The 20,550-nt window shown below is 67.2% G+C and carries 20 protein-coding genes, 1 tRNA gene and 1 riboswitch; of the genes, 13 read left to right on the top strand and 8 right to left on the bottom strand.

All coding sequences use genetic code 11. The annotated features are described in order from the left end of the window. Nucleotides 1–314 precede the first annotated feature (314 nt). Nucleotides 315–1,247, bottom strand: a complete 933-nt coding sequence (locus AAG801_RS28055) for a patatin-like phospholipase family protein (protein WP_341891331.1) — start codon at nt 1,245–1,247, stop codon at nt 315–317. A gap of 98 nt (nt 1,248–1,345) precedes the next feature. Between AAG801_RS28055 and AAG801_RS28060 the strand changes: the two genes are divergently transcribed. From AAG801_RS28060 to AAG801_RS28110, 11 genes are all read left to right on the top strand, one after another. Continuing rightward, complete coding sequence (locus tag AAG801_RS28060) at nt 1,346–2,113, top strand: sulfite exporter TauE/SafE family protein (protein WP_341891332.1); 768 nt, start codon at nt 1,346–1,348, stop codon at nt 2,111–2,113. Nucleotides 2,114–2,210: 97 nt separating this feature from the next. After that, a complete protein-coding gene (locus AAG801_RS28065) occupies nt 2,211–3,905 on the top strand; it encodes a nitrite/sulfite reductase (RefSeq protein ID WP_341891333.1) in 1,695 nt (564 codons plus the stop codon). Nucleotides 3,906–3,920: 15 nt separating this feature from the next. Beyond that, nucleotides 3,921–4,463: a DUF934 domain-containing protein gene (locus AAG801_RS28070; protein ID WP_341891334.1), complete on the top strand. Its 543-nt coding sequence runs from the start codon at nt 3,921–3,923 to the stop codon at nt 4,461–4,463. Then, nucleotides 4,460–5,212, top strand: coding sequence for a phosphoadenylyl-sulfate reductase (locus AAG801_RS28075; RefSeq protein WP_341891335.1), 753 nt, complete (start codon nt 4,460–4,462; stop codon nt 5,210–5,212). Before AAG801_RS28070 ends, AAG801_RS28075 begins: the two co-directional genes overlap by 4 nt. Further along, nucleotides 5,209–6,168, top strand: a complete 960-nt coding sequence (cysD, locus tag AAG801_RS28080) for a sulfate adenylyltransferase subunit CysD (protein WP_341891336.1) — start codon at nt 5,209–5,211, stop codon at nt 6,166–6,168. The genes AAG801_RS28075 and cysD overlap by 4 nt, the downstream gene beginning before the upstream one ends. Next, on the top strand, nt 6,168–7,454 hold the full coding sequence (locus tag AAG801_RS28085) for a GTP-binding protein (protein ID WP_341891337.1): 1,287 nt from the start codon (nt 6,168–6,170) through the stop codon (nt 7,452–7,454). Before cysD ends, AAG801_RS28085 begins: the two co-directional genes overlap by 1 nt. A gap of 2 nt (nt 7,455–7,456) precedes the next feature. After that, nucleotides 7,457–8,233 (top strand): uroporphyrinogen-III C-methyltransferase, encoded by a 777-nt coding sequence (gene cobA, locus AAG801_RS28090; protein ID WP_341891338.1) that lies wholly within the window; start codon nt 7,457–7,459, stop codon nt 8,231–8,233. A gap of 54 nt (nt 8,234–8,287) precedes the next feature. Continuing rightward, entirely contained in the window at nt 8,288–8,611 is a 324-nt protein-coding gene (gene fdxA / locus AAG801_RS28095) for a ferredoxin FdxA (protein ID WP_341891339.1), read from the top strand. Nucleotides 8,612–8,645: 34 nt separating this feature from the next. Then, nucleotides 8,646–9,746 carry an NAD(P)/FAD-dependent oxidoreductase gene (locus AAG801_RS28100; protein WP_341891340.1) on the top strand — a complete coding sequence of 367 codons (1,101 nt, stop codon included), beginning with the start codon at nt 8,646–8,648 and terminating at the stop codon, nt 9,744–9,746. Between the two features lie 92 nt (nt 9,747–9,838). Next, nucleotides 9,839–9,946: riboswitch (TPP riboswitch) on the top strand. A gap of 56 nt (nt 9,947–10,002) precedes the next feature. Next, entirely contained in the window at nt 10,003–12,180 is a 2,178-nt protein-coding gene (locus AAG801_RS28105) for a TonB-dependent siderophore receptor (RefSeq protein ID WP_341891341.1), read from the top strand. Nucleotides 12,181–12,215: 35 nt separating this feature from the next. Beyond that, nucleotides 12,216–12,291 (top strand) — tRNA-Asn (locus AAG801_RS28110). A gap of 270 nt (nt 12,292–12,561) precedes the next feature. Here the strand turns inward: AAG801_RS28110 and AAG801_RS28115 are convergent. Genes AAG801_RS28115 through AAG801_RS28140 form a run of 6 tightly spaced genes read right to left on the bottom strand, consistent with a single transcriptional unit; the run spans nt 12,562 to nt 15,126 of the window. Further along, nucleotides 12,562–12,810 carry a hypothetical protein gene (locus tag AAG801_RS28115; RefSeq protein ID WP_341891342.1) on the bottom strand — a complete coding sequence of 83 codons (249 nt, stop codon included), beginning with the start codon at nt 12,808–12,810 and terminating at the stop codon, nt 12,562–12,564. Nucleotides 12,811–12,816: 6 nt separating this feature from the next. Next, nucleotides 12,817–12,996: a hypothetical protein gene (locus AAG801_RS28120; protein WP_341891343.1), complete on the bottom strand. Its 180-nt coding sequence runs from the start codon at nt 12,994–12,996 to the stop codon at nt 12,817–12,819. A 2-nt stretch (nt 12,997–12,998) separates the two neighbouring features. After that, nucleotides 12,999–13,331 carry a hypothetical protein gene (locus AAG801_RS28125; RefSeq protein WP_341891344.1) on the bottom strand — a complete coding sequence of 111 codons (333 nt, stop codon included), beginning with the start codon at nt 13,329–13,331 and terminating at the stop codon, nt 12,999–13,001. Then, on the bottom strand, nt 13,328–13,762 hold the full coding sequence (locus tag AAG801_RS28130; RefSeq protein ID WP_341891345.1) for a hypothetical protein: 435 nt from the start codon (nt 13,760–13,762) through the stop codon (nt 13,328–13,330). The genes AAG801_RS28125 and AAG801_RS28130 overlap by 4 nt, the downstream gene beginning before the upstream one ends. Continuing rightward, the gene (locus AAG801_RS28135; protein ID WP_341891346.1) at nt 13,759–14,211 is read right to left on the bottom strand and encodes a DUF5681 domain-containing protein; all 453 of its coding nucleotides are present in this window, start codon (nt 14,209–14,211) and stop codon (nt 13,759–13,761) included. The genes AAG801_RS28130 and AAG801_RS28135 overlap by 4 nt, the downstream gene beginning before the upstream one ends. A 33-nt stretch (nt 14,212–14,244) precedes the next feature. Then, nucleotides 14,245–15,126: a hypothetical protein gene (locus AAG801_RS28140; RefSeq protein ID WP_341891347.1), complete on the bottom strand. Its 882-nt coding sequence runs from the start codon at nt 15,124–15,126 to the stop codon at nt 14,245–14,247. A gap of 254 nt (nt 15,127–15,380) precedes the next feature. Between AAG801_RS28140 and AAG801_RS28145 the strand changes: the two genes are divergently transcribed. Both AAG801_RS28145 and AAG801_RS28150 read left to right on the top strand, forming a co-directional pair. Next, a complete protein-coding gene (locus AAG801_RS28145) occupies nt 15,381–16,439 on the top strand; it encodes a ParA family protein (RefSeq protein ID WP_341891348.1) in 1,059 nt (352 codons plus the stop codon). 37 nt (nt 16,440–16,476) lie between these two features. Next, nucleotides 16,477–17,259, top strand: coding sequence for a hypothetical protein (locus AAG801_RS28150; protein WP_341891349.1), 783 nt, complete (start codon nt 16,477–16,479; stop codon nt 17,257–17,259). A gap of 217 nt (nt 17,260–17,476) precedes the next feature. On the opposite strand, the gene AAG801_RS28155 is transcribed toward AAG801_RS28150, so the two are convergent. Further along, nucleotides 17,477–19,813, bottom strand: coding sequence for a DUF5906 domain-containing protein (locus tag AAG801_RS28155; protein WP_341891350.1), 2,337 nt, complete (start codon nt 19,811–19,813; stop codon nt 17,477–17,479). Nucleotides 19,814–20,550 lie beyond the last annotated feature (737 nt).

A 20,550-nucleotide genomic window follows, 5' to 3' on the forward strand; every position in this document is an offset into this window, starting at 1 on the left:
AGCGTGCACAAGGCCGCCAAGCAGGCTGCCGAAGTCGCCGAAGCGAACTTCCAGGCCGTGACCAGCACCGCCGTCAAGGCCACGCAAGCCGCCACGACCAAGGGCAAGCGCGCTGCCTGAAGGGCCGCCCGCGAGGGTTCGGGTCTGCAAAGTTTTGTGGCGGACTTGAACTAACCGGGGCCCACCCGATCTACGGAGAGCCGCAAGCCTTGGCTTGTGGTCTCCCTGAAAGGTTGTCTCCTCGGTACCGCCAGGTACCTTCGAAGGCCCGGCTCACGCCGGGCCTCTTCTTTTGTGGCGCCGGATTCACATCCTCAGTGGGTCTTTGCCGCCACCTTCGCGCGCAGCTCGGCCAGTGCCGCCAGCGCCACCTCGCGGCCGGCCTGGATGACACGCTTTCGCGCCGCGAAGTCGGCCCCCGAGACACCCGGCAGCCGCGGCCGCAGCACCAGGTCGGCATCGCGCAGCTCGAAGCCGTTGATGCTGCGCCCCATGATCGCGAAGGTCTGCAGCAGCATGCGCATCGGGTCGCCGGTGGCATTGCCCTCCGGCGCCGCCGAGATGTCGACCGCGATCACCAGCTCGGCGCCCATCTGACGGGCAAAGCGCACCGGCACCGGCGAGACCAGCCCGCCGTCGACATACTCCCGCGTGCCGATGCGCACCGGCTGAAATACCGCCGGCACCGCGCTGGAAGCGCGCACCGCCACGCCGGGGTCGCCGCGCTGGAACAGGATGGGCGCACCCGAGTCCAGGTCGGTGGCGACGATACCCAGCGGCAGCGCCATCTGCTCGATCACCTTGCCGGCGGTGTGCTGGCGGACGAAACGCGCCAGCGCCTCGCCGCGGATCAGCCCGCGCCCGGGGAAGGCCCAGTCGGTGATGGACGACTCGTCCATCGCATCGGCCAGCTGGATCAGCTCGCCGGCCGACTTGCCCGAGGCGTAGAGCGCCGCGACCAGGCTGCCGGCCGAGGTGCCGACCACCAGATCCGGCCGGATGCCACTCTCCTCCAGCGCCTGGATGACGCCGATGTGGGCGAAGCCGCGGGCCGCACCGCCGCCGAGCGCCAGGCCGATGCGCGGCGGCTTGGGCGGCGGCGGAGGCGCAACCGGCGGCGGTTCAGGGGGCGGCGGCAGGGCGACCGGCGCTGTCTGGCACCCCGGCAGAGCACCCGCGCACGCCAGCGCCCAGCCCAGCCAGGCGCGACGCGATGCTCCGAGCGAGTCTTTATCCTTCTCAGGCATAAACAACAAACAACAAAGTTCTTCTCATATATATAGACGCTGCCTAGAGTTCAGGCCTCGGCTGCCTTCCGGCGGCCGTTTCAACTCTTCGGCGGCCCATGGACTGGATTGCGATTCTCAGCGGCTTCGGCGTCGGCGCCATCGTCGGCATGACCGGCGTCGGCGGCGGCTCGCTGATGACACCACTGCTGCTGTCCGTCTTCAAGCTGAACCCGGCGGTGGCGATCGGCACCGACCTGTGGTTCGCCGCGGTCACCAAGACCGCCGGTTCGGTCTCGCACCACAACGCCGGCCATGTGCACTGGCGCATCACCGGCCTGCTGCTGGCCGGCAGCATCCCCGGCTCGCTGGGCATGGTGGCGCTGATGCACCTGACCGGCATCACCAAGGGCTGGGCCAGCGCCCTCACGCTGTCGCTGGGCATCGCGCTGTTGCTGACCGCCGTGGTGGTGGCCTACCGCAGCGCCTGGCACGCCGTCGGTCTGCGCCTGGAGCGCTGGCTGCCGGAGCGCCACAAGACCTGGCTGACGGTACTCAGCGGGCTGATCCTCGGCGTGCTGGTGTCGCTCAGCTCGATCGGCGCCGGCGCCATCGGCGCGACGCTGATCATGCTGCTCTATCCGCGCCTGGAGTCGCACCGCGTCGTCGGTACCGACATCGCCCACGCCGTGCCGCTGACCTTCGTCGCCGGCATCGGCCACGCGACGCTCGGCCACGTCGACTGGAGCTTGCTCGGCGCCTTGCTGATCGGCAGCGTGCCCGGCATCTGGATCGGCGCACAGCTCACACGAAAGATGCCCGAGAAGCTGGTGCGAGGGCTGCTCTGCGCCGCGCTCGTCACCGCGGGCCTGAAGGTGATCCACTGATTCTGATGATCGACTGAAATGAAACCCCCAAGCTCACTTCGTTCGCTGCCCCCCAAGGGGGCGCTCAGTACCTTCGGAACGGCCGGGCGGTACTGAGATGTACCAATACACCGAGTTCGACCGCCACTTCGTCCACCAGCGCGCCGCGCAGTACCGCGACCAGCTCGAGCGCAACCTCGCCGGCAAGCTCGGCGACGAGGAGTTCCGCCCGCTGCGCCTGCAGAACGGCTGGTACGTGCAGCGCCACGCACCGATGCTGCGCATCGCCGTGCCCTACGGCGAGATCCACTCGCGCCAGCTGCGCCAGCTCGCGCTCATCGCGCGCGAGTACGACCGCGGCTACGGCCACTTCACGACGCGGCAGAACCTGCAGTTCAACTGGATCCCGCTGGTGCAAAGCGCCGACGTGATGGAGCGTCTGGCCGAGGTCGACATGCACGGCATCCAGACCAGCGGCAACTGCATCCGCAACATCACCAGCGACGCGCTGGCCGGCATCGCGCCCGACGAGGCGGTCGACCCGCGCCCGTACTGCGAGGTGCTGCGCCAGTGGAGCACGCTGCACCCCGAGTTCGCCTTCCTGCCACGCAAGTTCAAGATCGCCGTGACCGGCGCCGCCGAGGATCGCGCCGCCATCGGCTGGCACGACATCGGCCTGCACCTGAAGAAGAGCGCCGCCGGCGAGATCGGCTTCACGGTGCTGGTTGGCGGCGGCATGGGCCGCACGCCGATCATCGGCTCGCTGATCCGCGACTTCCTGCCCTGGCAGCAGATCCTCGTCTATATCGAGGCGATCGTGCGTGTCTACAACCGCTACGGCCGGCGCGACAACGCCTACAAGGCGCGCATCAAGATCCTCGTCAAGGCCGAGGGGCAGAAGTTCTTCGACGCGGTCGAGGAAGAGTTCCGCCACATCCTGAACGACGACCTGGACGGTGCGGCACACCTGATCCCGCTCTCCGAGCTCGAGCGCGTCAAAGCCAGTTTCGTGCTGCCCAAGGGCATCGCCGAAACCGGCGCCGCATCGGCCTGGCCGGCCGACGCCAAGGGCGCCTTCGCGCGCTGGCTGCAGCGCAACGTGCACGGCCACCGCTTGCCCGGCTACCGTGCGGTCACGCTGTCGCTCAAGCGCGCCGGCCAGGCGCCGGGCGACGTGACGGCCGAGCAGATGGAGTCGGCCGCGGCGATCGCCGAGCGTTTCAGCCACGGCGAACTGCGTGTCACGCACGACCAGAACCTGCTTCTGCCGTGGGTGCGCGAGAGCGATCTCGCCGCGCTGTGGCAGGCCGCAAAGGACGCCAGCTTCGCCACGCCGAACATCGGCCTCCTCACCGACATGATCGCCTGCCCCGGTGGCGATTTCTGCGGTCTGGCCAATGCGCGTTCGCTTCCCCTCGCTGCCGAGATCAACGAACGTTTCGCCGACCTCGACGAGCAGGACGACATCGGCGACATCGACCTGCACATCAGCGGCTGCATCAACTCCTGCGGCCACCACCACAGCGGCCACATCGGCATCCTCGGCGTCGACAAGGACGGCAAGGAGTGGTACCAGGTCTCGCTGGGCGGCTCCGACGGCTCGACGCTGTCAGGCGCCTCGGTGCCCGGCAAGGTGATCGGCCCGTCGTTCGCGGCCGACGAGGTGGCCGATGCGGTCGAGGCGGTGATCGAGACCTACAAGGCGCAGCGCGCCGCCAACGAACGTTTCATCGACACCGTGCGCCGCATCGGCATCGAGCCCTTCAAGGCGCCGGCCAACGCGGTGCGCCGCAGCACGGCGCAAGCCCACTGAGCGGCGGAGAACCCCATGCGATTCATCGACATCCACAAGGACCGCTGGCACGCACTCGGTGGCGAGGACGGCCCGCCGGTCAGCATCAACTCCGAACCGTACCTGCTGCTGGACACCAACCAGTGGCACGCCGCGCGCGCGCAGTGGCCGGCCGCTGTGCCGGTCGGCCTGAAGCTGGCCAACGACCAGGACGTGGAAGACCTGGCCGATGACCTGCCGCGTTTCGCCCTGATCGCGCTGCACTTCCCGAAGTGGGTCGACGGCCGCGCCTACAGCCAGGCCCGCCTGCTGCGCTCGCGCTACCGCTTCCGCGGCGAAGTGAGGGCGATCGGCGAGGTGCTGGTCGACATGGTGCCGCTGCTGGCACGCACCGGCTTCGACGCGGCGCTGCTGCGCCACGACCAGTCGGTCGAGGCGGCCGAGCGCGCCCTGGCCTTCTTCCCCGGCCACTACCAGGGCGACGTGGCCGACAACCGGCCGCTGTTCGCCAAGCCGGAAGGCACGCGCGAGGCACTGGCCCAGGCGCCGGAATTCGTCAACGCGGGGGCCTCGATATGAGCGCGATCACGCTGTACGCCAAGAAGACCGAAGGCTTCGACGAGCGTGTCGCCCATGCGGTGGCGGTGCTGCAGAGCGCCGCGTCGGAGCACGCCGGCCGCATCGTGCAGGCCACCAGCCTCGGCGCCGAGGACATGGTGATCACCGACCTGATCGCCCGCCACGCGCTGCCGATCGCGCTGGCCACGCTGGAGACCGGCCAGTTGCACGAACAGACGGTGGCGCTGATCCCTCGCATCGAAAAGCGCTATGGCCTGGCGGTCGAGGTGTTCAAGCCGGTGCAGGAGTCGGCGATCCATTTCGTCAAGACGAACGGCGAGCGGGCGATGTACGAGCGCATCGAGCTGCGCAAGGCCTGCTGCGCGATCCGCAAGCTCGAGCCGCTGGCGCGCATGCTGGCCGGCAGCAGCGCCTGGGTGACCGGGCTGCGCCGCGAGCAGTCGGACAACCGTGGCGGCGTGCCGTTCAGCGAAGCAGACGACAAGGGCCGCACCAAGTTCAACCCGCTGGCCGACTGGAGCTGGGCCGACGTGTGGCACTACATCGCCGTCAACGACGTGCCCTACAACCCGCTGCACGACGACTTCATGCCCAGCATCGGCTGCGCGCCCTGCACCCGCGCGATCGCCGTCGGCGAGCCCTTCCGCGCCGGCCGCTGGTGGTGGGAAGACGAGAAGGCCAAGGAATGCGGCCTGCATGTGAAGGACGCCCCGGCCGCCCAGGTGTCGACGATTGGAGGCCCGCGATGAACGCCCCGCTGTCCGTCGAGCAACTGCTGCCCGAGCTCGACCACACCCACCTCGACTGGCTGGAAGAAGAAGCCATCTTCATCCTGCGCGAGACGGTCGCCGCGTTCGAGCGCCCTGCCCTGCTGTTCTCCGGCGGCAAGGACTCCTGCGTGGTGCTGCGCCTGGCCGAGAAGGCCTTCAAGAGCAGGCAGGCCGACGGTTCCTACAAGGGCCGCCTGCCCTTCCCGCTGCTGCATGTGGACACCGGCCACAACTTCCCGGAAGTGATCGAGTTTCGCGACCGCCGCGTTGCCGAGATGGGCGAACGCCTGGTGGTCGGTCACCTGGAGGATTCGATGAAGCGCGGCACGGTGCGCCTGGCGCATCCGCTCGAGTCGCGCAACGGCCACCAGACGGTGACGCTGCTCGAAGCCATCGAGGACAACCGCTTCGACGTGCTGATGGGCGGTGCCCGCCGCGACGAGGAGAAGGCGCGCGCCAAGGAGCGCATCTTCAGCCACCGCGACAGCTTCGGCCAGTGGCAGCCGAAGGAGCAGCGCCCCGAGCTGTGGACGCTGTTCAACACGCGCATCCGCCCCGGCGAGCACATGCGCGCCTTCCCGATCAGCAACTGGACCGAGCTCGACGTGTGGCTGTACATCGCCCGCGAGAACATCCCGCTGCCGAACCTGTACTTCGCGCACGACCGCCAGGTGATCCGCCGCCGCGGCCTGCTGGTGCCGCTGACCGAGGTGACGCCGCCGGAAGCCGGGGAGACGATCGAGATCGCGCAGGTGCGCTTTCGCACCGTCGGCGACATGACCTGCACCTGCCCGGTGGAGAGCCCGGCCGCCAGCGCCACCGACATCGTCGCCGAGACGCTGAAGGTGACCGTCAGCGAGCGCGGTGCCACGCGCATGGACGACCGCACCTCGGATGCCTCGATGGAGCGGCGCAAGAAGGAAGGGTATTTCTGATGACTGTCGCCGCCACTCCCGTCAAAGACCACCGCGCGCTGAGATTCCTCACCGCCGGCAGCGTCGACGACGGCAAGAGCACGCTGATCGGCCGGCTGCTGTTCGACAGCCGCGCCATCCTCGCCGACCAGCTCGACACGCTGGAGAAGAGGGCCGCCGGCGCACCGATCGACCTGAGCCTGCTGACCGACGGCCTGGAGGCCGAGCGTGAGCAGGGCATCACCATCGACGTGGCCTACCGCTACTTCGCCACCCGCGCGCGCAAGTTCATCATCGCCGACGCGCCGGGCCACGAGCAGTACACGCGCAACATGGTCACCGCGGCCGCGGGCAGCGATGCCGCCGTGGTGCTGGTCGACATCACCAAGCTCGACACCACCAAGAGCCCGGTGGTGTTGCTGCCGCAGACGCGCCGCCATGCGCTGCTCGCGCACCTGCTGCGCGTGCCGAGCATTGTCTTCGCGGTCAACAAGCTCGACGCGGTGGACGACCCGGCGCAGGCCTACGCCGCCGTGCACGGCGCGCTGCTCGGCTTCGCGGAAGCAGCCGGCATCCGCGTCGCCGGCATCGTGCCGGTGTCGGCGCTGCGTGGCGACAACGTCACCCAGCCGCTGGACGCCCCCTGGTATGACGGCCCTTCGCTGCTGCAACTGCTCGAGAGCCTGCCGACTGCGCAGGAACGCAAGGACGGCGACCTGCTCGTGCCGGTGCAGTACGTCGCCCGCGAAGGCGAAGGCACGGGCAACCAGCCGCGCACGCTGTGGGGTCGTGTCGCCCATGGCCGCGTCAAGGCCGGCGACGCGGTGCAGCTGTTCCCCAACGGCGAAGTGGCGACGGTCGCCGAGGTGCGCCTGGCCGGCGAGGTGGTCGACGTGGTCGAAGCCGGACAGTCGGCCGGCATCGTGCTCGACCGCCAGATCGACGTGTCGCGCGGCGACTGGATCGGCACGCCGAAGACCATCCAGGCGGCACAGCGCTTCAGTGCCACACTCGCCTGGCTGGACACCGAGCCCGCCGTGCTCGGTCGCAAGTACTGGGTGCGCCACGGCAACCGCTGGGTGCAGGCGCGCATCACGGCGATCGAGCATCGGCTCGACATTCACACGCTGGAAGAGACCTACGCCCACGAACTGGCCGTCAACGAGATCGGCCACGTGGTGATCGAGACCCAGCAGCCGCTGCCGGTGGAGAGCTACGAGACCAACCGCGTCGGCGGTGCGCTGATCGTCGTCGACCCGGCGAGCAACCGCACCAGCGGTGCGCTGCTGGTGCGCGCGCCCCTGTGAGCATGGGCCGCGTCGTCTTCATCGGTGCCGGCCCCGGCGCGGCCGACCTGATCACCGTGCGCGGCGCGCGTGTGCTGGTGCAGGCCGACGTGGTGCTGTTCGACGCATTGACCGACCCGGCGTTGCGCGACCTGGCACCGACCGCCAGGTGGGTCCACGTCGGCAAGCGCGGCTTTGCCGACAGCACCGGCCAGGCGACGATCAACGCGCTGCTTGTTCGCCATGCGCGTGAAGCCGCCCTGGTGGTTCGGCTCAAGGGTGGCGACCCGAGCGTGTTCGGCCGCCTCGAGGAGGAGCTGCAGGCGCTGGCCGAGGCCGGCATCGCCAGCGAGGTGATCCCCGGCGTGACCGCCGCGCTGGCCGCTGCCGCCGACACGAAACTTCCGCTCACCCGCCGAGGCAACGGCCGCAGCGTGGCACTGACCACGGCGATGACGCGTGAGGGTGCCCTGCGCGGCGGCCATGCCGCCGACACCGAGGTCTTCTACATGGCCGGCAGGCAGCTCGCCGCGCTGGCGCGCCGCCTGCGCGAGGCCGGCTGGGCGGATGACACGCCCGTCAGCGTGGTGTCGCGCGCCGGCTGGCCGGATGCGCTGGCCAGCCAGCACAGCGTGCTGACGCTCGGCCAGGCCACGGTGCTTCATGCCGGCCGACCGACCGTGGTGACCATCGGCGCCGGGGCCGCAGCGGTAGCAGCCGTGGCGGCGGCACCTCAATGCGCCACGCAATCCCCGTCCATTGAGGCCGGTCAAGAACAAGCGGAAACCCTGAGACCTTAAAATCGCGGGCTTGCCGGCGTCGCGCCGCCCCATCCATCCGAAGAGTCGAAGCACATGACCCACGTCGTCCTCGAATCCTGCATCCGCTGCAAGTACACCGACTGCGTGGACGTCTGCCCGGTCGACTGCTTCCGCGAGGGCCAGAACTTCCTGACCATCGACCCCGACGAGTGCATCGACTGCGCCGTCTGCATCCCCGAGTGCCCGGTCAACGCGATCGTCCCCGAGGAGGATGTGCCCGGCAATCAGCAGCACATGATCAAGCTGAATGCCGACCTGGCCAAGAAGTGGCCGAGCATCACCAAGCGCAAGACCCCGCTGCCCGACGCCGATGAGTGGAAAGACCGCACCGGCAAGCTCGACCAGCTGATCAAGTAAGGCAAACCGCGGCCGCCGCGGCTGCACACACACCATGGATCCGAAGTTGAACGACGAAGTGGCGCGCACCGCCGGTGCACACGAGGGCCCGATCGAGACCGATGCGGTGATCGTCGGGGCCGGCCCGGTGGGCCTGTTCCAGGTCTTCGAGCTCGGCCTGCTCGAGATCAAGGCGCACATCATCGACTCGCTCGCCTACCCGGGCGGCCAGTGCATCGAGCTCTATCCGGACAAGCCGATCTACGACATTCCGGCGGTGCCGGTGTGCACGGGCAAGGAGTTGACCGACAACCTGCTCAAGCAGATCGAGCCCTTCGGCGCGACCTTCCACCTCGGCCAGGAGGTCACCATCGTGCAGAAGCAGGACGATGGGCGCTTCTACGTCGAGACCTCCAAGGGCACGCGCTTCCTGACCAAGACCATCTTCATCGCCGGCGGCGTGGGCTCGTTCCAGCCGCGCACGCTGAAGGTCGACGGGCTGGACGCCTACGACGACAAGCAGGTCTTCTACCGCGTCAAGAACCCGGCGCAGTTCGCCGGCAAGAACCTGATCATCATCGGCGGCGGCGACTCGGCGCTCGACTGGACGCTGAACTTCGTGCAGGACGGGCCGAACAAGGCCGAGAGCGTCATCCTGATCCACCGCCGCGACGGCTTCCGTGCCGCCCCGGCGAGCGTGGCGAAGATGAAGGAGCTGTGCGAGGCCTACGAGATGCAGTTCATCGTCGGCCAGGCCACCGGCATCGAGGAGCGCGACGGCAAGCTGACCGGCATGAAGATCACCGGCGGCGACGGTGTCACCCGCGTGGTGCCGCTGGACATGCTGCTGGTCTTCTTCGGCCTGAGCCCGAAGCTGGGGCCCATCGCCGAGTGGGGCCTGAACATCGAGCGCAAGCAGATCGTCGTCGACACCGAGAAGTTCGAAACCAGCACGCCGGGCATCTTCGCGGTGGGCGACGTCAACACCTACCCGGGCAAGAAGAAGCTGATCCTGTCGGGCTTCCACGAAGCCGCGCTGGCGGCCTTCGCGGCGGCGCCCTACATCTTCCCGGACAAGCGCATCCACCTGCAGTACACGACCACCAGCCCGAAGCTGCACAAGGTGCTGGGTGTGGAGACGCCGAACTTCGACTGACGCCTGTCGGCAGGAGACGAACGGCGGGGCCGCATTCGCGGCCCCTTCTCTTTTCTGCCTGATAATTCCCGCGCGGTGCACGACTCATGCGCCGCATCCGCTAGGGGTGTTGGCCGTCTTCGCAAGAGACAGCCGACTGAGAGAGTCCCTTCGAACCTGATTGAGGTAATCCTCGCGCAGGGAAGCATGGTCGACGCGCCGCGGTCTGCGGCCGCCTCGGCCCCGCCGACCTGCCATCGATCTCCAAGGAAACACGATGGCACGCCTTCACCGTCAGACTCGTCACTTCATCGCCCGAACGCCGATCGCGCTGTCGATCTCGCTCGCCTTTGCAGCTGCCCATGCGCAGACGGCCCCCACCGAAGCCCAGCTCGCCCCCGTCGTCGTGCAGGGCCGCGCGATGCCGATTGCTGGCGTCGGCGGTTGGGGCGACATTGCCTTGTCGCGCACACCATTGCAGGCGACGGTGATCGACACCGAACTCGCCCGCGACCGCGGTGCGCAGCGCCTGTCCGACCTGAACGGGTTCGACGCCGCGATCAGCGACGCCTACAACACCGAGGGCTACTGGGACTACCTGACGGTGCGCGGCTTCGTCCTCGACAACCGCTTCAACTACCGGCGCGACGGCCTCCCGATCAACGCCGAGACCTCGATCGCGCTGGACAACAAGGCGCAGATCGAGGTGCTCAAGGGCACCAGCGGGATGCAGGCCGGCACCAGTGCGCCCGGCGGCCTGGTCAACTTCGTCGTCAAGCGGCCGACCGACGTGCCGCTGCGGCGCGCCTCGCTCGAATGGCGCGAGGCCGGCAGCGTCAGCGGCGCGGCCGACATCGGCCAGCGCTTCGGTGCGGGGGAGGCGTTGGGCGTGCGGGTCAACGTCGCGGCAGCGAAGCTGGACCCAAGGGTGCGGCACGCCGAAGGCGAGCGCCACCTGCTGGCCGTGGCGACCGATTGGCGCGTTGGCCCCGACACGCTGCTCGAGGCCGAGATCGAGAGCAGCCGCCGTTCGCAGCCCAGCGTCCCGGGCTTCAGCCTGCTCGGCGACGAGGTGCCCTCACCCGGCGACCCGCGCATCAACCTCAACAACCAGGCCTGGGCGCAGCCGGTGGTGCTGCAAGGCACGACGGCGTCGCTGCGCTGGCAGCAGAAGCTGGCGCAGGGCTGGAAGTTCGTCGCCCATGCCGCAACGCAGCGCCTGACCAGCGACGACCGCATCGCCTTCCCGTTCGGCTGCTTCGACCCGCAGCCGGCGCCGGACGGCACCTACTACCCGGACCGCTACTGCCCCAACGGCGACTTCGACCTCTACGACTTTCGCAGCGACAACGAGCGCCGCCGCACCAATGCGCTCGACCTGACGCTGTCGGGCACGCTGCGCAGTGGCACGGTCGAACATGCGCTGTCGCTCGGCGTGCTGCACAGCCGAGTGACGAATCGCTTCGGGCGGCAGACCTTCGCTTTCAGCGGCACGGGCAACGTCGACGGCAGCATCCGCGACCTGCCGGCCAACCCCGCGCCCAACGACGAGAACACCAACCGCGACGAACGCTCCACCGAACTGAGCCTGCGCGATGCCATTGCCTTCGGCGATCGCAACACACTGTGGCTCGGCGTGCGCCACACGCGGCTGCAGCGCGAGAGCTTCCGCACCGATCCGCAGGACCGGCGCGAGACGGACTACCAGCAGTCGTTCACGACCCCTTTCGTCGCGGCCAGCCACGCCTTCGCGGCGGACCAACTGGTCTATGCCAGCTGGGGGCGCGGGGTCGAGTCCGCCGTGGCACCAAACCGCGACCGCTACACCAACGCCGGAGAGGCTTTCACACTCACCAGTCGCCAGGCGGAACTTGGCCTGAAGGGGCGCACGGACGCCCTCGAGTGGACACTCGCCGCCTTCGACATCGAGCGCCCGCGGTTCGCCGACATCGGCGCCTGCAGCACGGTGGGAACCTGCACCTTCCAGCGCGACGGAACGCAGCGCCACCGCGGCGTGGAGGCTCAAGGGGAGTGGCGCAGCACAGCCTGGACCCTGCGCGCCGGCGCCCAATGGCTGCGCGCGCGGATCGACAGCGCGTCGGATTCGCGGCTCAACGGCAAGCAGCCGACCAATGTGCCTGCCCGCACGCTGAAATTGCAGGCCGACCACCACCTGGCCGCGCTGCCCGGCCTGACGCTGCAAGGCGGCCTTGCGACCGAGAGCCGCCGCATGGTGCTGCCGGACAACAGCGCGCGGATTGGCGGCTGGGCGCGCATCGACCTCGGTGCGCGCTACGACACCCGCATGGGCGGCAGTGCAGTCACCTGGCGCGCCGGCATCGACAACGTCGCCGACCGCCGCGCCTGGCGCGAGTCGCCCTACCAGTTCGCACATGCGTACTTGTTCCCACTGGCGCCACGCACCGTCCGCCTGTCGGTCCAGGCCGACCTGTAGGGAGCTCGCAAAAGCTGGGTATAATGCAAGGCTGTTCCTCGATAGCTCAGTCGGTAGAGCGCCGGACTGTTAATCCGTAGGTCCCTGGTTCGAGCCCAGGTCGGGGAGCCAAAATTAGCTAGTGGTAGCAAGCACTTAGCCCAACCCTCACCGGTTGGGCTTTTTGCTTTTGGGGCCAATGTCAGCGGCTTCTCAGCGTGCTGGCAAGGTCGCTGGCGCACGCCTCAACGTTCAAGACAGCACCTGCGCCAGGCGGGTGCCGAATGCAGGTTCCCCGCTGGAGTGGCGGTGCCCGCTGGTGCACATCTGTCGCCTGTCGCACCCGAACGCGGTGACGCACGCTGAAAGCGACTACGTGTCACGAAGGCACCGTCACGCCGCTCAGTCGTCGCACTCCACGTACTCGCCCGAATCCAGCTTCCGGCCGAAGAACAGGCGCAGGTTCGGCGTCAGCCCGCCATGAAGCGCCACCGCAGCATCACGCAGGGTCTTGGCCGCCACGTCGATCTGCTCGGCGTGCGCCGCCACGCTCGGCCTGATGCCACCCATCGAGGCCAGCCGCTGCGCGAGCGCCTGCGCGTCAATCGCGGCTTGTTCAACGTCGTTGGCGAGGATGACGCGGCGGTCCATGTGTGGTCACCTGTTGCGCGGCGGTGTGCTCGACCGACCCTTCGACGCGCCCGTGCGGCCCATGCCACGGGAGGTGCGAGAGGCACCCGGCTGGGGCACACCCGTCAGCGCCTCACGCCGCCGTGCCTCGTGCGCCTGCTGGGTGGCTTCGCGCCAGCGCTTGGCTTCGTCTTCGGTCATCTTCATGTTCACCTCGTGATGCTTGGCAGCGGAGGACGCTTCGGACGCGCTTCCTGGGGTCGGCTCGGGTCGGGCGTGTGGTAATCGATGCCCTCGCGCAGCACGTCCAGCGGTTCGCCTACAGGCCGCAACGGCGCACCCCGATCCCGCGTGTCCTCCGAAGCGGCTGACCACGCAGCAGCCTGCGTCCGCACCGCGATGGCCTCCCACTCGTCGCAGCCAAGGATGCGGGGGATCAGCAGCACGCCCAAGCGCGAACCGCAGTCCTCATTGCCGAGCAGCGAGGACTCGACCGCTGCGAGTCGCTTCAGCGTGGTGGCGGTGGGAACGCGTCGGCTCACTGGAACCTCGGCAGCGGGCCTTCGAACGCGCACAGCTCCGCCAGCATCCCCAGCGCTTGCACCCGGCGCATCGGGTCGCGCTCGTGGTCCGCGTCGTGCCACAGGGCGCGCTTGACGTTGAACCGTGAGTCCGCCTGCTGCGGGTCCGCTGGCGGCGGTGTGGTCATGCAGCGCACGAGCACCTGATGCTGGAGCCCGCGCGTCAGCTTCATCTCGCGCACCACGTCTATCACCCTCGCCCAAAGCGCGCGGCAGTCCTCGCCCGGTGCTCTGACCACACTCGTGCGCGACGCAGGGAAGTTGTCGTCGCCATGCGCGGTGCAGTGCACCCACAGCGGCGGACCGTCTTCGTCGCCCACGATCACCGTGTAGATCATGATGCAGTCATTGCTCGCCATCTTGACGAGGGTGGAGGCGCGTGTGGTGGTCATACGGGTTGTCCTGTCTGAAGCACGCCGCCGCGAGCGCCGGTGTGCTGTGCTTCTCTCGTGGTCTGCTCCAGCAGTTCGATGCGCGCGGCAAGTTCGTCGGTCTGCCTCAGCCCTGCGAACGAGGACAGGCACTCGACCAGGAGCTTCCCGGTCTCGGGGTCCAGTTCACCCGCTGCCACCGCCACGAGCACCTGTTGCGCTTGCGCGGTGAGCGGGCCGGTCGGGTCCAGCGCGAACTGCACCCGCTCCGCGCGCGGACGCACGGGAGGCTGGATGCGCTCCAGCACCAGCTTCGCCGCCTGCATGTCTCCATCCTTGGCCGCGTCGATGACCGCCTTGGTCACGTCCTCGGCTGCGGCATCGAGCGCGATAGCAACTCGGGTCTTCTTGTTCAGCGTGCCGGGCTTCTTCCCAGACGGGTTGCCTGACTGGCCTCGTTGGAACGTCATTCAGCTTGTACCTTGCAGCGTGGATGCAGCGGGTCAGCCGAACGACGCAGCGGCCTTCGCGTCGCGCAGGCGCTTCACGGTGTCCCAGCGCGTGCCCATCGCTTGCTCCATTTGGAGCACGAACTGCGCGCCCGCGCGTTCGAGGTGTGCCGTCGCCCTCTTCATCAGTTCGATGCGGGCAGGCAGTTCGGGGCGACGCTTGCGGTTGAACTGCTGGACGAACAGGTCGCTCTGCTCCTGGGTGAGCCCGCTGAGGTACGGCTTGCCGCGCAGGACAGCGGCCAGCGATTCCGTGTCACCCGCGTCGATCAGCGAGTTGATGAACTTGCTGCGCTCCGCCACGTTGGGCAGCGAACGACAGTGCGCGCGAATCTCGCCTGCCATCGCGGTCAGGTGACCGGCGCTGGGGTCGATGCCCGTGCGCAATTCGGCCTCCGCCACCTTGATGCGCCCACCGAGCACCTTCAGTGCCGCGTCCACCTTCATGGTGGCGGGAGGAGACAGCTTGTCAGCGTAGGCGCCCACGGCCACCACAGCCGCGCTCTCGTTCATGGTCGGGTCCAGCTTGCTCTTCTCGCGCGCGTCAATCACGGTCCTGAGCACGCCCTGCATGGCTTCGAGCGCACCCACAGCTTCGGCCACGTGCGTGCCGTGTTCCTCGTAGCCGTCGAGCTTGCTGATGGACTCCGGCGCGAACGAGAGCGGTGGGCGCGTCAGCGGCTCCAGCGTGCGCAGCCGTGGCTCGTATCGCTGCGGGTGCCCAAAGGGGCGCGAGCTGAGCGCTACGTCAATGGGTGCAGCGCCTGCGCGTGCGATTGCCTGCTGCTCGCCCGTGGTCAGCGGGCGCTCGGGTTCCTCGGTGAGGCTGTCGTGCTCGTCGTCGGAGGTGGCAGTGGACTCGGTGGCAGTGGACATGGTCGGTTGCTCCATGCAAACGGATGCGTTTGCTGTGCGTAGCTGGTAAACAGCTGGCACGGTACGGCTCAACCGGGTTCGAGCACAACGACCACATAGGGGCGCGCGCCCCATCGGCCTAAGGATTCAATGTCCGCCCAACCCAACAGATTGTCCCGACTGGGCGTGAACCGGCGACATCCCACTCGTGACTTACCATTAAGGTGCAACTCGGCGCTAGCATGGTTGCACCACACACAACAACGAGGTCTTCTGTGCCCATCTACGCTGTCTGGAACAACAAGGGCGGTGTCGGCAAGAGCTATCTGACCTTTCAGATCGCCGCTGAGTACGCTCGCGTCCACCCCGAGAAGAAAGTCCTTGTTGTTGACCTGTGCCCACAGGCCAACTCATCCTCAATGCTTCTTGGGGGCATGCAGCTAGGCGAAGCGAACCTCAACCGCATACATCTAGGTCAGCCTCGGCTAACCATCTCTGGGTACATCGAAGATCGCATCTTCAGCCCGTACGTGAACCCACGGACAGGATCACGGTACGCTCTACCTATCCACGACTACAACTATCCGATCCCCCGGAACCTCTTCCTTGTTGTCGGCGACGAACAGCTTGAGATTCAGGCCTCGCGAGTGAGCGCAGCCACTGCTCCCGGTCCGCAAGACGCGTGGAGGATCGTTCACACATGGATCAGTGATCTCATACAGGACGTGGTATCAGCCTGGAACGGACAAGACCACACAGTATTCATCGACTGCAACCCTAGCTTCTCGATCTATACAGAACTCGCTCTATCCGCTTCGGACCGGTTGATCGTCCCCTTCTCGGCCGATGGCTCGTCCAAGCGCGCTGTGCGAGCCGTGCTCGCATTGATCTACGGCGTTACGCGTCAGCCTGGCCAGCAGCAGTCGGAGTTCTACCTCAACTCCCAGCGCTTCCGCATGTCGTCTCCCACTCTCTACATGTATGTCGGCAATAGATTGACGCAGTACAACCAAACGTCAGGAGCGGCATTCAAGAGCGTTGTGAACGAGATCGGGGAGGAAATCTTCGCCGTCTGGCAAGCGAACCCAGGACTCTTTTGCGTTCATCCCGCAGGGGCGCCGGTTCCAACGTCGAAGCGTCCGTTCAAAGCGATGTTTCAGTATGAAGTGAACGATGCGAACTCCGCCTCCGTGGTCTCTGGAACTCTTGGTGTGCCCATCTCGGCGCTCGTTTCTGGAAGGCGGATGGTCCTTGGCAAGGAGGTCATGGTGAACCAGTCACAATTGGACAAGCAAGTCCCGAACATCCGCTCTCTTGTTGCAGCGATCGAGTAGGTCCACGAGTCTGTCGGGCACTTAGCTTCCTCCGAACATGTCGCACTCACAACAAGTGGAAGTGTCGGCCGGCGCCGTTCGCAAGCTCTGGGAGAAGCATGGCATCAAGGCGCCGCTTCGCTTTGTGGCCTTCTGCCTCAGCCTGCTGCCGATTCCTGTGATCGCGCCTGCTGCACAGGCGCTCGACCGCCATCTGTCGGACAAGGCGTTCGATGGCGAGTTGGGCAAGGTCTGGGCGCGAATCGAGGCGCTGAACGACGCCGCGTCCAAAGTGGAGACACTTGAAGACGCGATTGCGGAGATAGCCAAGACGGTGAGCACCCACGGTGAACTGGAGAGCGACGTGCGCTCTCTGATCCGCCGAATGGGCACGCACCAGAAGGAGTTCCTCGCAATCGCCGAGGACGGGGGCTACCAGCAGTTCGTCAACTCTCTCGTGATGGCAGAGTCGGCGTACTTCATAGCGAAGTCGGGCAGCACAAGCACACTCGAGAACACGACTGTGAGTGCCGATCGGACGGTTCTGCACACGACCGGAGGAAGCAAGAACTTTGTGGACGGCACGACGTTCCAAGGTATTGGCGGATCGGTTTCGATGCATGGCATGCGAACCGAGGGTCAAGTCACTGTGAGCGGAAGCGGCGTCGGGCTGGGTCCCGGATCGGCACTCGTCTTCGGTGGCAATCCGTTCATCGTGAATGGCACGTGCCCCTTCTGCAGCGCGAAACTCGAAGTCGATCGCCGCAGGCTGGCAGGGTTCGCCCAAGTCACATGCCCGACGTGCATGCGGAGCATGCCGTTCCATCTGCCGCCACAGTAGACCGCCGACCTGCTCCCATCCGGCCGACAACTCGGCCTCTTGCGCGCCTCCGCGCAGGTGCGGCAGCAGGACTTCTAGAACGCCTGCCCTTGGGGGTGTATGGGGGTGTATGGGGGTGTAGCGGGGGGGCAGTTCACCCAACCGTATACCTTGGGAGTGAACCCTACGCGAGATGAGCCCCCCCTACACCCGGCTACACCCCCATACACCTCTCCGATCAAAGGTCCTGCCTGCGCAACTCCGCGAGCACGGTGTCGAGGCTGGCGTGTGCCCACCGGTCGGCGTTCCTCACGATCCACACAGAAACGGGCGTGCTGGTCTTGCCGGCGAGCCTCACCTTGCCTGCGCCGTTGCCCTTCCATCGAACGATACCGGCCTGCTCGGCGCGGTACTTCAGCCTTCCATCTTGCCTGTCCTGATCGTAGAGCTGCTGCGCAAGTTCGGTGCCGGTAATCACGTCGCGCGGCCATGTGCGCACAAGTTCAAGCGCGCGGTCGTCTGCCTCGCTACGCACCGACTCGATGACCGCCTGCTTGGCCTCGTTCATCACAGGCCGCGCGCCTGGGTTGAAGGCCTGCAAGTCGCGCTGCCGAAGCCACTCACGCACCGAAGCGATGAACAGCGGGGCATCCAGCAGCGCGTAAAGGCTGGCGTAGTAGCCCTCGTCCTGCATCGGGTCGCCGTTCCGCACCACGTTCCAGCGCCGGTCGTTGTCGCCAATGGGAATCGCGCTCACGTAGTTGCTGAAGATCAACCAGCGGCAGCAGTTGTGCTCGACATGCTCGAAGCCGTATTTCGGGTTGATGTGCCGCTCAGTCGCGGTCACCATCGACTTGAACTTCTCAGAGTTCCGCGTGGCGGTCCCGTGGTGGCCTTCGTTCGCCTCGTCAATCACGGCCAGGAGCCTGCGCGAGAGCCGCCCGTTGAAGCCGCTCGACAGCGTCTGATTCAAGTCGAAGTCCAGCGCGACGTGTCCCTTCCAGACGTGGGCGAGGACCGCTGCCATCCAGTTTCGCCCGACGCCCTGCTTCGGGGCGACCATCAGGTACCCGCTATGCGGCAGCACGCCAGGTTGCTGCTCGATGTGTGCGAGCCAGTCCAAGAACCGACTGCACTCGGCCTGCATCGGTACGAGAAACTCGACGTGCTTCACGAAGGGCTGTGCGCGCACCTGCCAGTCGGGAGGTGCGGCATGTGGTCGTGGTCGCCACAAGTTCAATGCATGGTTGCCGAAGGGGTCGGCGCAGAAAGGCCCGTGTCGCGGATCGAACGTCAGCGTGTCAGCGCGCAGGCGGTTCGGCCGCTTCAGCCAAAGCTCTATCGACGGCCGCGCGGCGATCTTCTTTTCGCCCTTGGCGTCTTCCTCTTCGATCTCAGTGAAGCTCGCAGCGAAGTCATTGCGCATGTCGGCCAACGGAGCATTGGCAGTCGGGCGGTCTAGGAACGCAACGAATGACTTGGCGCGAATGAAGACCAGTTGCTTCTCCATGTCGCCAACCGTCAGCACCGGCATGGGCGTTGGCTCTAGCGTCCCGTCGCCAACCCTCTTGATGCGCTCCCACCGTTCAATCTTCACGCGCGCAAGCGCTTCCGCTTCAGCAGCCATGCGCGAGCGGATGCGCCTCAAGGTGTAGTCGAGATACCTGTCGTCCTTGGTCGCCTTGGTGTGCGCACAAGGCGCGAACTGACGCAGGGCCTGCGAGTCCACCGACAGCCGCGCCTCGACCCACTTCCAGCCTTCCTCGCGCACCGTGCCTGCTAGCGTCTTCAGCTTCTCGGTCGCCAGCCGCTCCAGCAGCGCAGGATCCGACAGGAAGCGGCTCTGCTCGTCGTCGAACAGGTCACGCCGCACGACACCACCCGCGGCCTCGTATGCCTCAATGCCGACGAAGCGCACCAGCGCGCTGCCCGCAGCCTCGACCTCGCCGACCGTCAGCCGCCGCCGCAGCGCGGCCGGCGTCTTCTCCCACGGCTGCGCGTCGAACCAGGTGCGCTCCTGCACCGCGTGGTCGTCGCTGAGCGTGAGCGCCATCAGCTGGTCCAGATTGATGCCGTCCTCTCGGTATAGCGCCAGCAACTCCGGCGACAGCGCCGACAGCTTCAACCGCCGCTGCACCGTGAGCACCGACACCCCGAAGCGCGCCGCCACGTCCTCGACGCCCTTGCCTTCGTCGACCAGCGCCTTGAAGGCCTCGAACTCGTCGGCGGGGTGCATGGCCTCGCGCCCACTGTTCTCGGCGAGGCTGACCTCCAGCGCCCGCTCGGGCGCCACCAGTTCGCACAGTACCTCGTGCTCCTTCGGCAAGCGCCCGCGCTGCTGCAACAGCAGCATAGCGCGCCGCCGCCGCTCACCGGCCGCGACCGCGAACTTCAGCTTGCGCGACTTGCCCCGGCCGACCTCCTGCTCGGTGACCACCAGGTTGTGCAGCAGCCCCTGCGCCTCGATCAGTGCCGCCAGTTCCTCGACCTGTCCGACCGAATGGCCCCGGACATTGAACCGCGACGGCACCAGGCTAGCCAGCGGCACCGAGAGCAACTCCTTCGTGTGTTCCATGATGATGAACTCCATAGGTTGATGACACTCCGCGACCGTCTCCTGACAACGCATCACGGCGGCACGCCGGGCCAGGGAAAGGCCCAGGTTTTGAACGGCACGGCAACGTTTCGTAAACGGCGCCGTGCCCACTCGCTGCTTTCAAGATCGACTTGCATCAAGACCCCGTCCTCCTTCCCGACCTGAAAACCGCCTGCCCTGTTTTCCGAGGGAGCCGGATTGGCTGTTGATCCCTCGGCGTTGGGTTGAGCGGACTGCTGCCCCGCATTCGTCGGTCGCCGTGCGACACCGACAGCGCCGCGAACAAGCGCGGGCGTAAGGGCACCGTGGAATAGCTGGGAGGGGACCGCCGCAGGCGGGAGGGCACCGGCCTATGTCCCCCTCGCAATTCGACGGGGGCGCGCGGGGGGAGCGCGGGGGGACGACTGGCGCACGGGCTGCCCCCTCCCACGGGCGGCGCAGCGTCGCGGCCGATGTGCCAGCTCGCCTGGCGCAGCGGTTGCAGCGCAGCCGACCGAACGATCACGAGCAGCGGCGGCTCTGCGGCCGACGTGCCACAAAGCGAAGCGACTGGCGCGGCGGTCGAGCCGCTGTGAGCATTTCAATGAACCCGGTCTTCAGCGGCCCGGCTCCGGGTTTGGCGGGTGCCCGGGGTGGCGATCTGGCCGGCGCCGCACCGAGCGGAGCGCAGCGCAGCGACCTGCAAGCCGGACAGTTCGCCAAGCAGGCCTCGTTCA

It is taken from the genome of Variovorax sp. YR752, assembly GCF_943372545.1.

Bases quoted from the DNA above. Each gene is read 5' to 3' on its own strand.
- cobA (WP_341891338.1), top strand. From the start codon at position 7,457: ATGGGCCGCGTCGTCTTCATCGGTGCCGGCCCCGGCGCGGCCGACCTG.
- AAG801_RS28120 (WP_341891343.1), bottom strand. From the start codon at position 12,996: ATGAAGATGACCGAAGACGAAGCCAAGCGCTGGCGCGAAGCCACCCAG.
- cysD (WP_341891336.1), top strand. From the start codon at position 5,209: ATGAACGCCCCGCTGTCCGTCGAGCAACTGCTGCCCGAGCTCGACCAC.
- fdxA (WP_341891339.1), top strand. From the start codon at position 8,288: ATGACCCACGTCGTCCTCGAATCCTGCATCCGCTGCAAGTACACCGAC.
- AAG801_RS28085 (WP_341891337.1), top strand. From the start codon at position 6,168: ATGACTGTCGCCGCCACTCCCGTCAAAGACCACCGCGCGCTGAGATTC.
- AAG801_RS28065 (WP_341891333.1), top strand. From the start codon at position 2,211: ATGTACCAATACACCGAGTTCGACCGCCACTTCGTCCACCAGCGCGCC.
- AAG801_RS28055 (WP_341891331.1), bottom strand. From the start codon at position 1,247: ATGCCTGAGAAGGATAAAGACTCGCTCGGAGCATCGCGTCGCGCCTGG.
- AAG801_RS28150 (WP_341891349.1), top strand. From the start codon at position 16,477: ATGTCGCACTCACAACAAGTGGAAGTGTCGGCCGGCGCCGTTCGCAAG.
- AAG801_RS28060 (WP_341891332.1), top strand. From the start codon at position 1,346: ATGGACTGGATTGCGATTCTCAGCGGCTTCGGCGTCGGCGCCATCGTC.
- AAG801_RS28115 (WP_341891342.1), bottom strand. From the start codon at position 12,810: ATGGACCGCCGCGTCATCCTCGCCAACGACGTTGAACAAGCCGCGATT.
- AAG801_RS28075 (WP_341891335.1), top strand. From the start codon at position 4,460: ATGAGCGCGATCACGCTGTACGCCAAGAAGACCGAAGGCTTCGACGAG.
- AAG801_RS28100 (WP_341891340.1), top strand. From the start codon at position 8,646: ATGGATCCGAAGTTGAACGACGAAGTGGCGCGCACCGCCGGTGCACAC.
- AAG801_RS28105 (WP_341891341.1), top strand. From the start codon at position 10,003: ATGGCACGCCTTCACCGTCAGACTCGTCACTTCATCGCCCGAACGCCG.
- AAG801_RS28130 (WP_341891345.1), bottom strand. From the start codon at position 13,762: ATGACCACCACACGCGCCTCCACCCTCGTCAAGATGGCGAGCAATGAC.
- AAG801_RS28135 (WP_341891346.1), bottom strand. From the start codon at position 14,211: ATGACGTTCCAACGAGGCCAGTCAGGCAACCCGTCTGGGAAGAAGCCC.
- AAG801_RS28155 (WP_341891350.1), bottom strand. From the start codon at position 19,813: ATGGAACACACGAAGGAGTTGCTCTCGGTGCCGCTGGCTAGCCTGGTG.
- AAG801_RS28070 (WP_341891334.1), top strand. From the start codon at position 3,921: ATGCGATTCATCGACATCCACAAGGACCGCTGGCACGCACTCGGTGGC.
- AAG801_RS28140 (WP_341891347.1), bottom strand. From the start codon at position 15,126: ATGTCCACTGCCACCGAGTCCACTGCCACCTCCGACGACGAGCACGAC.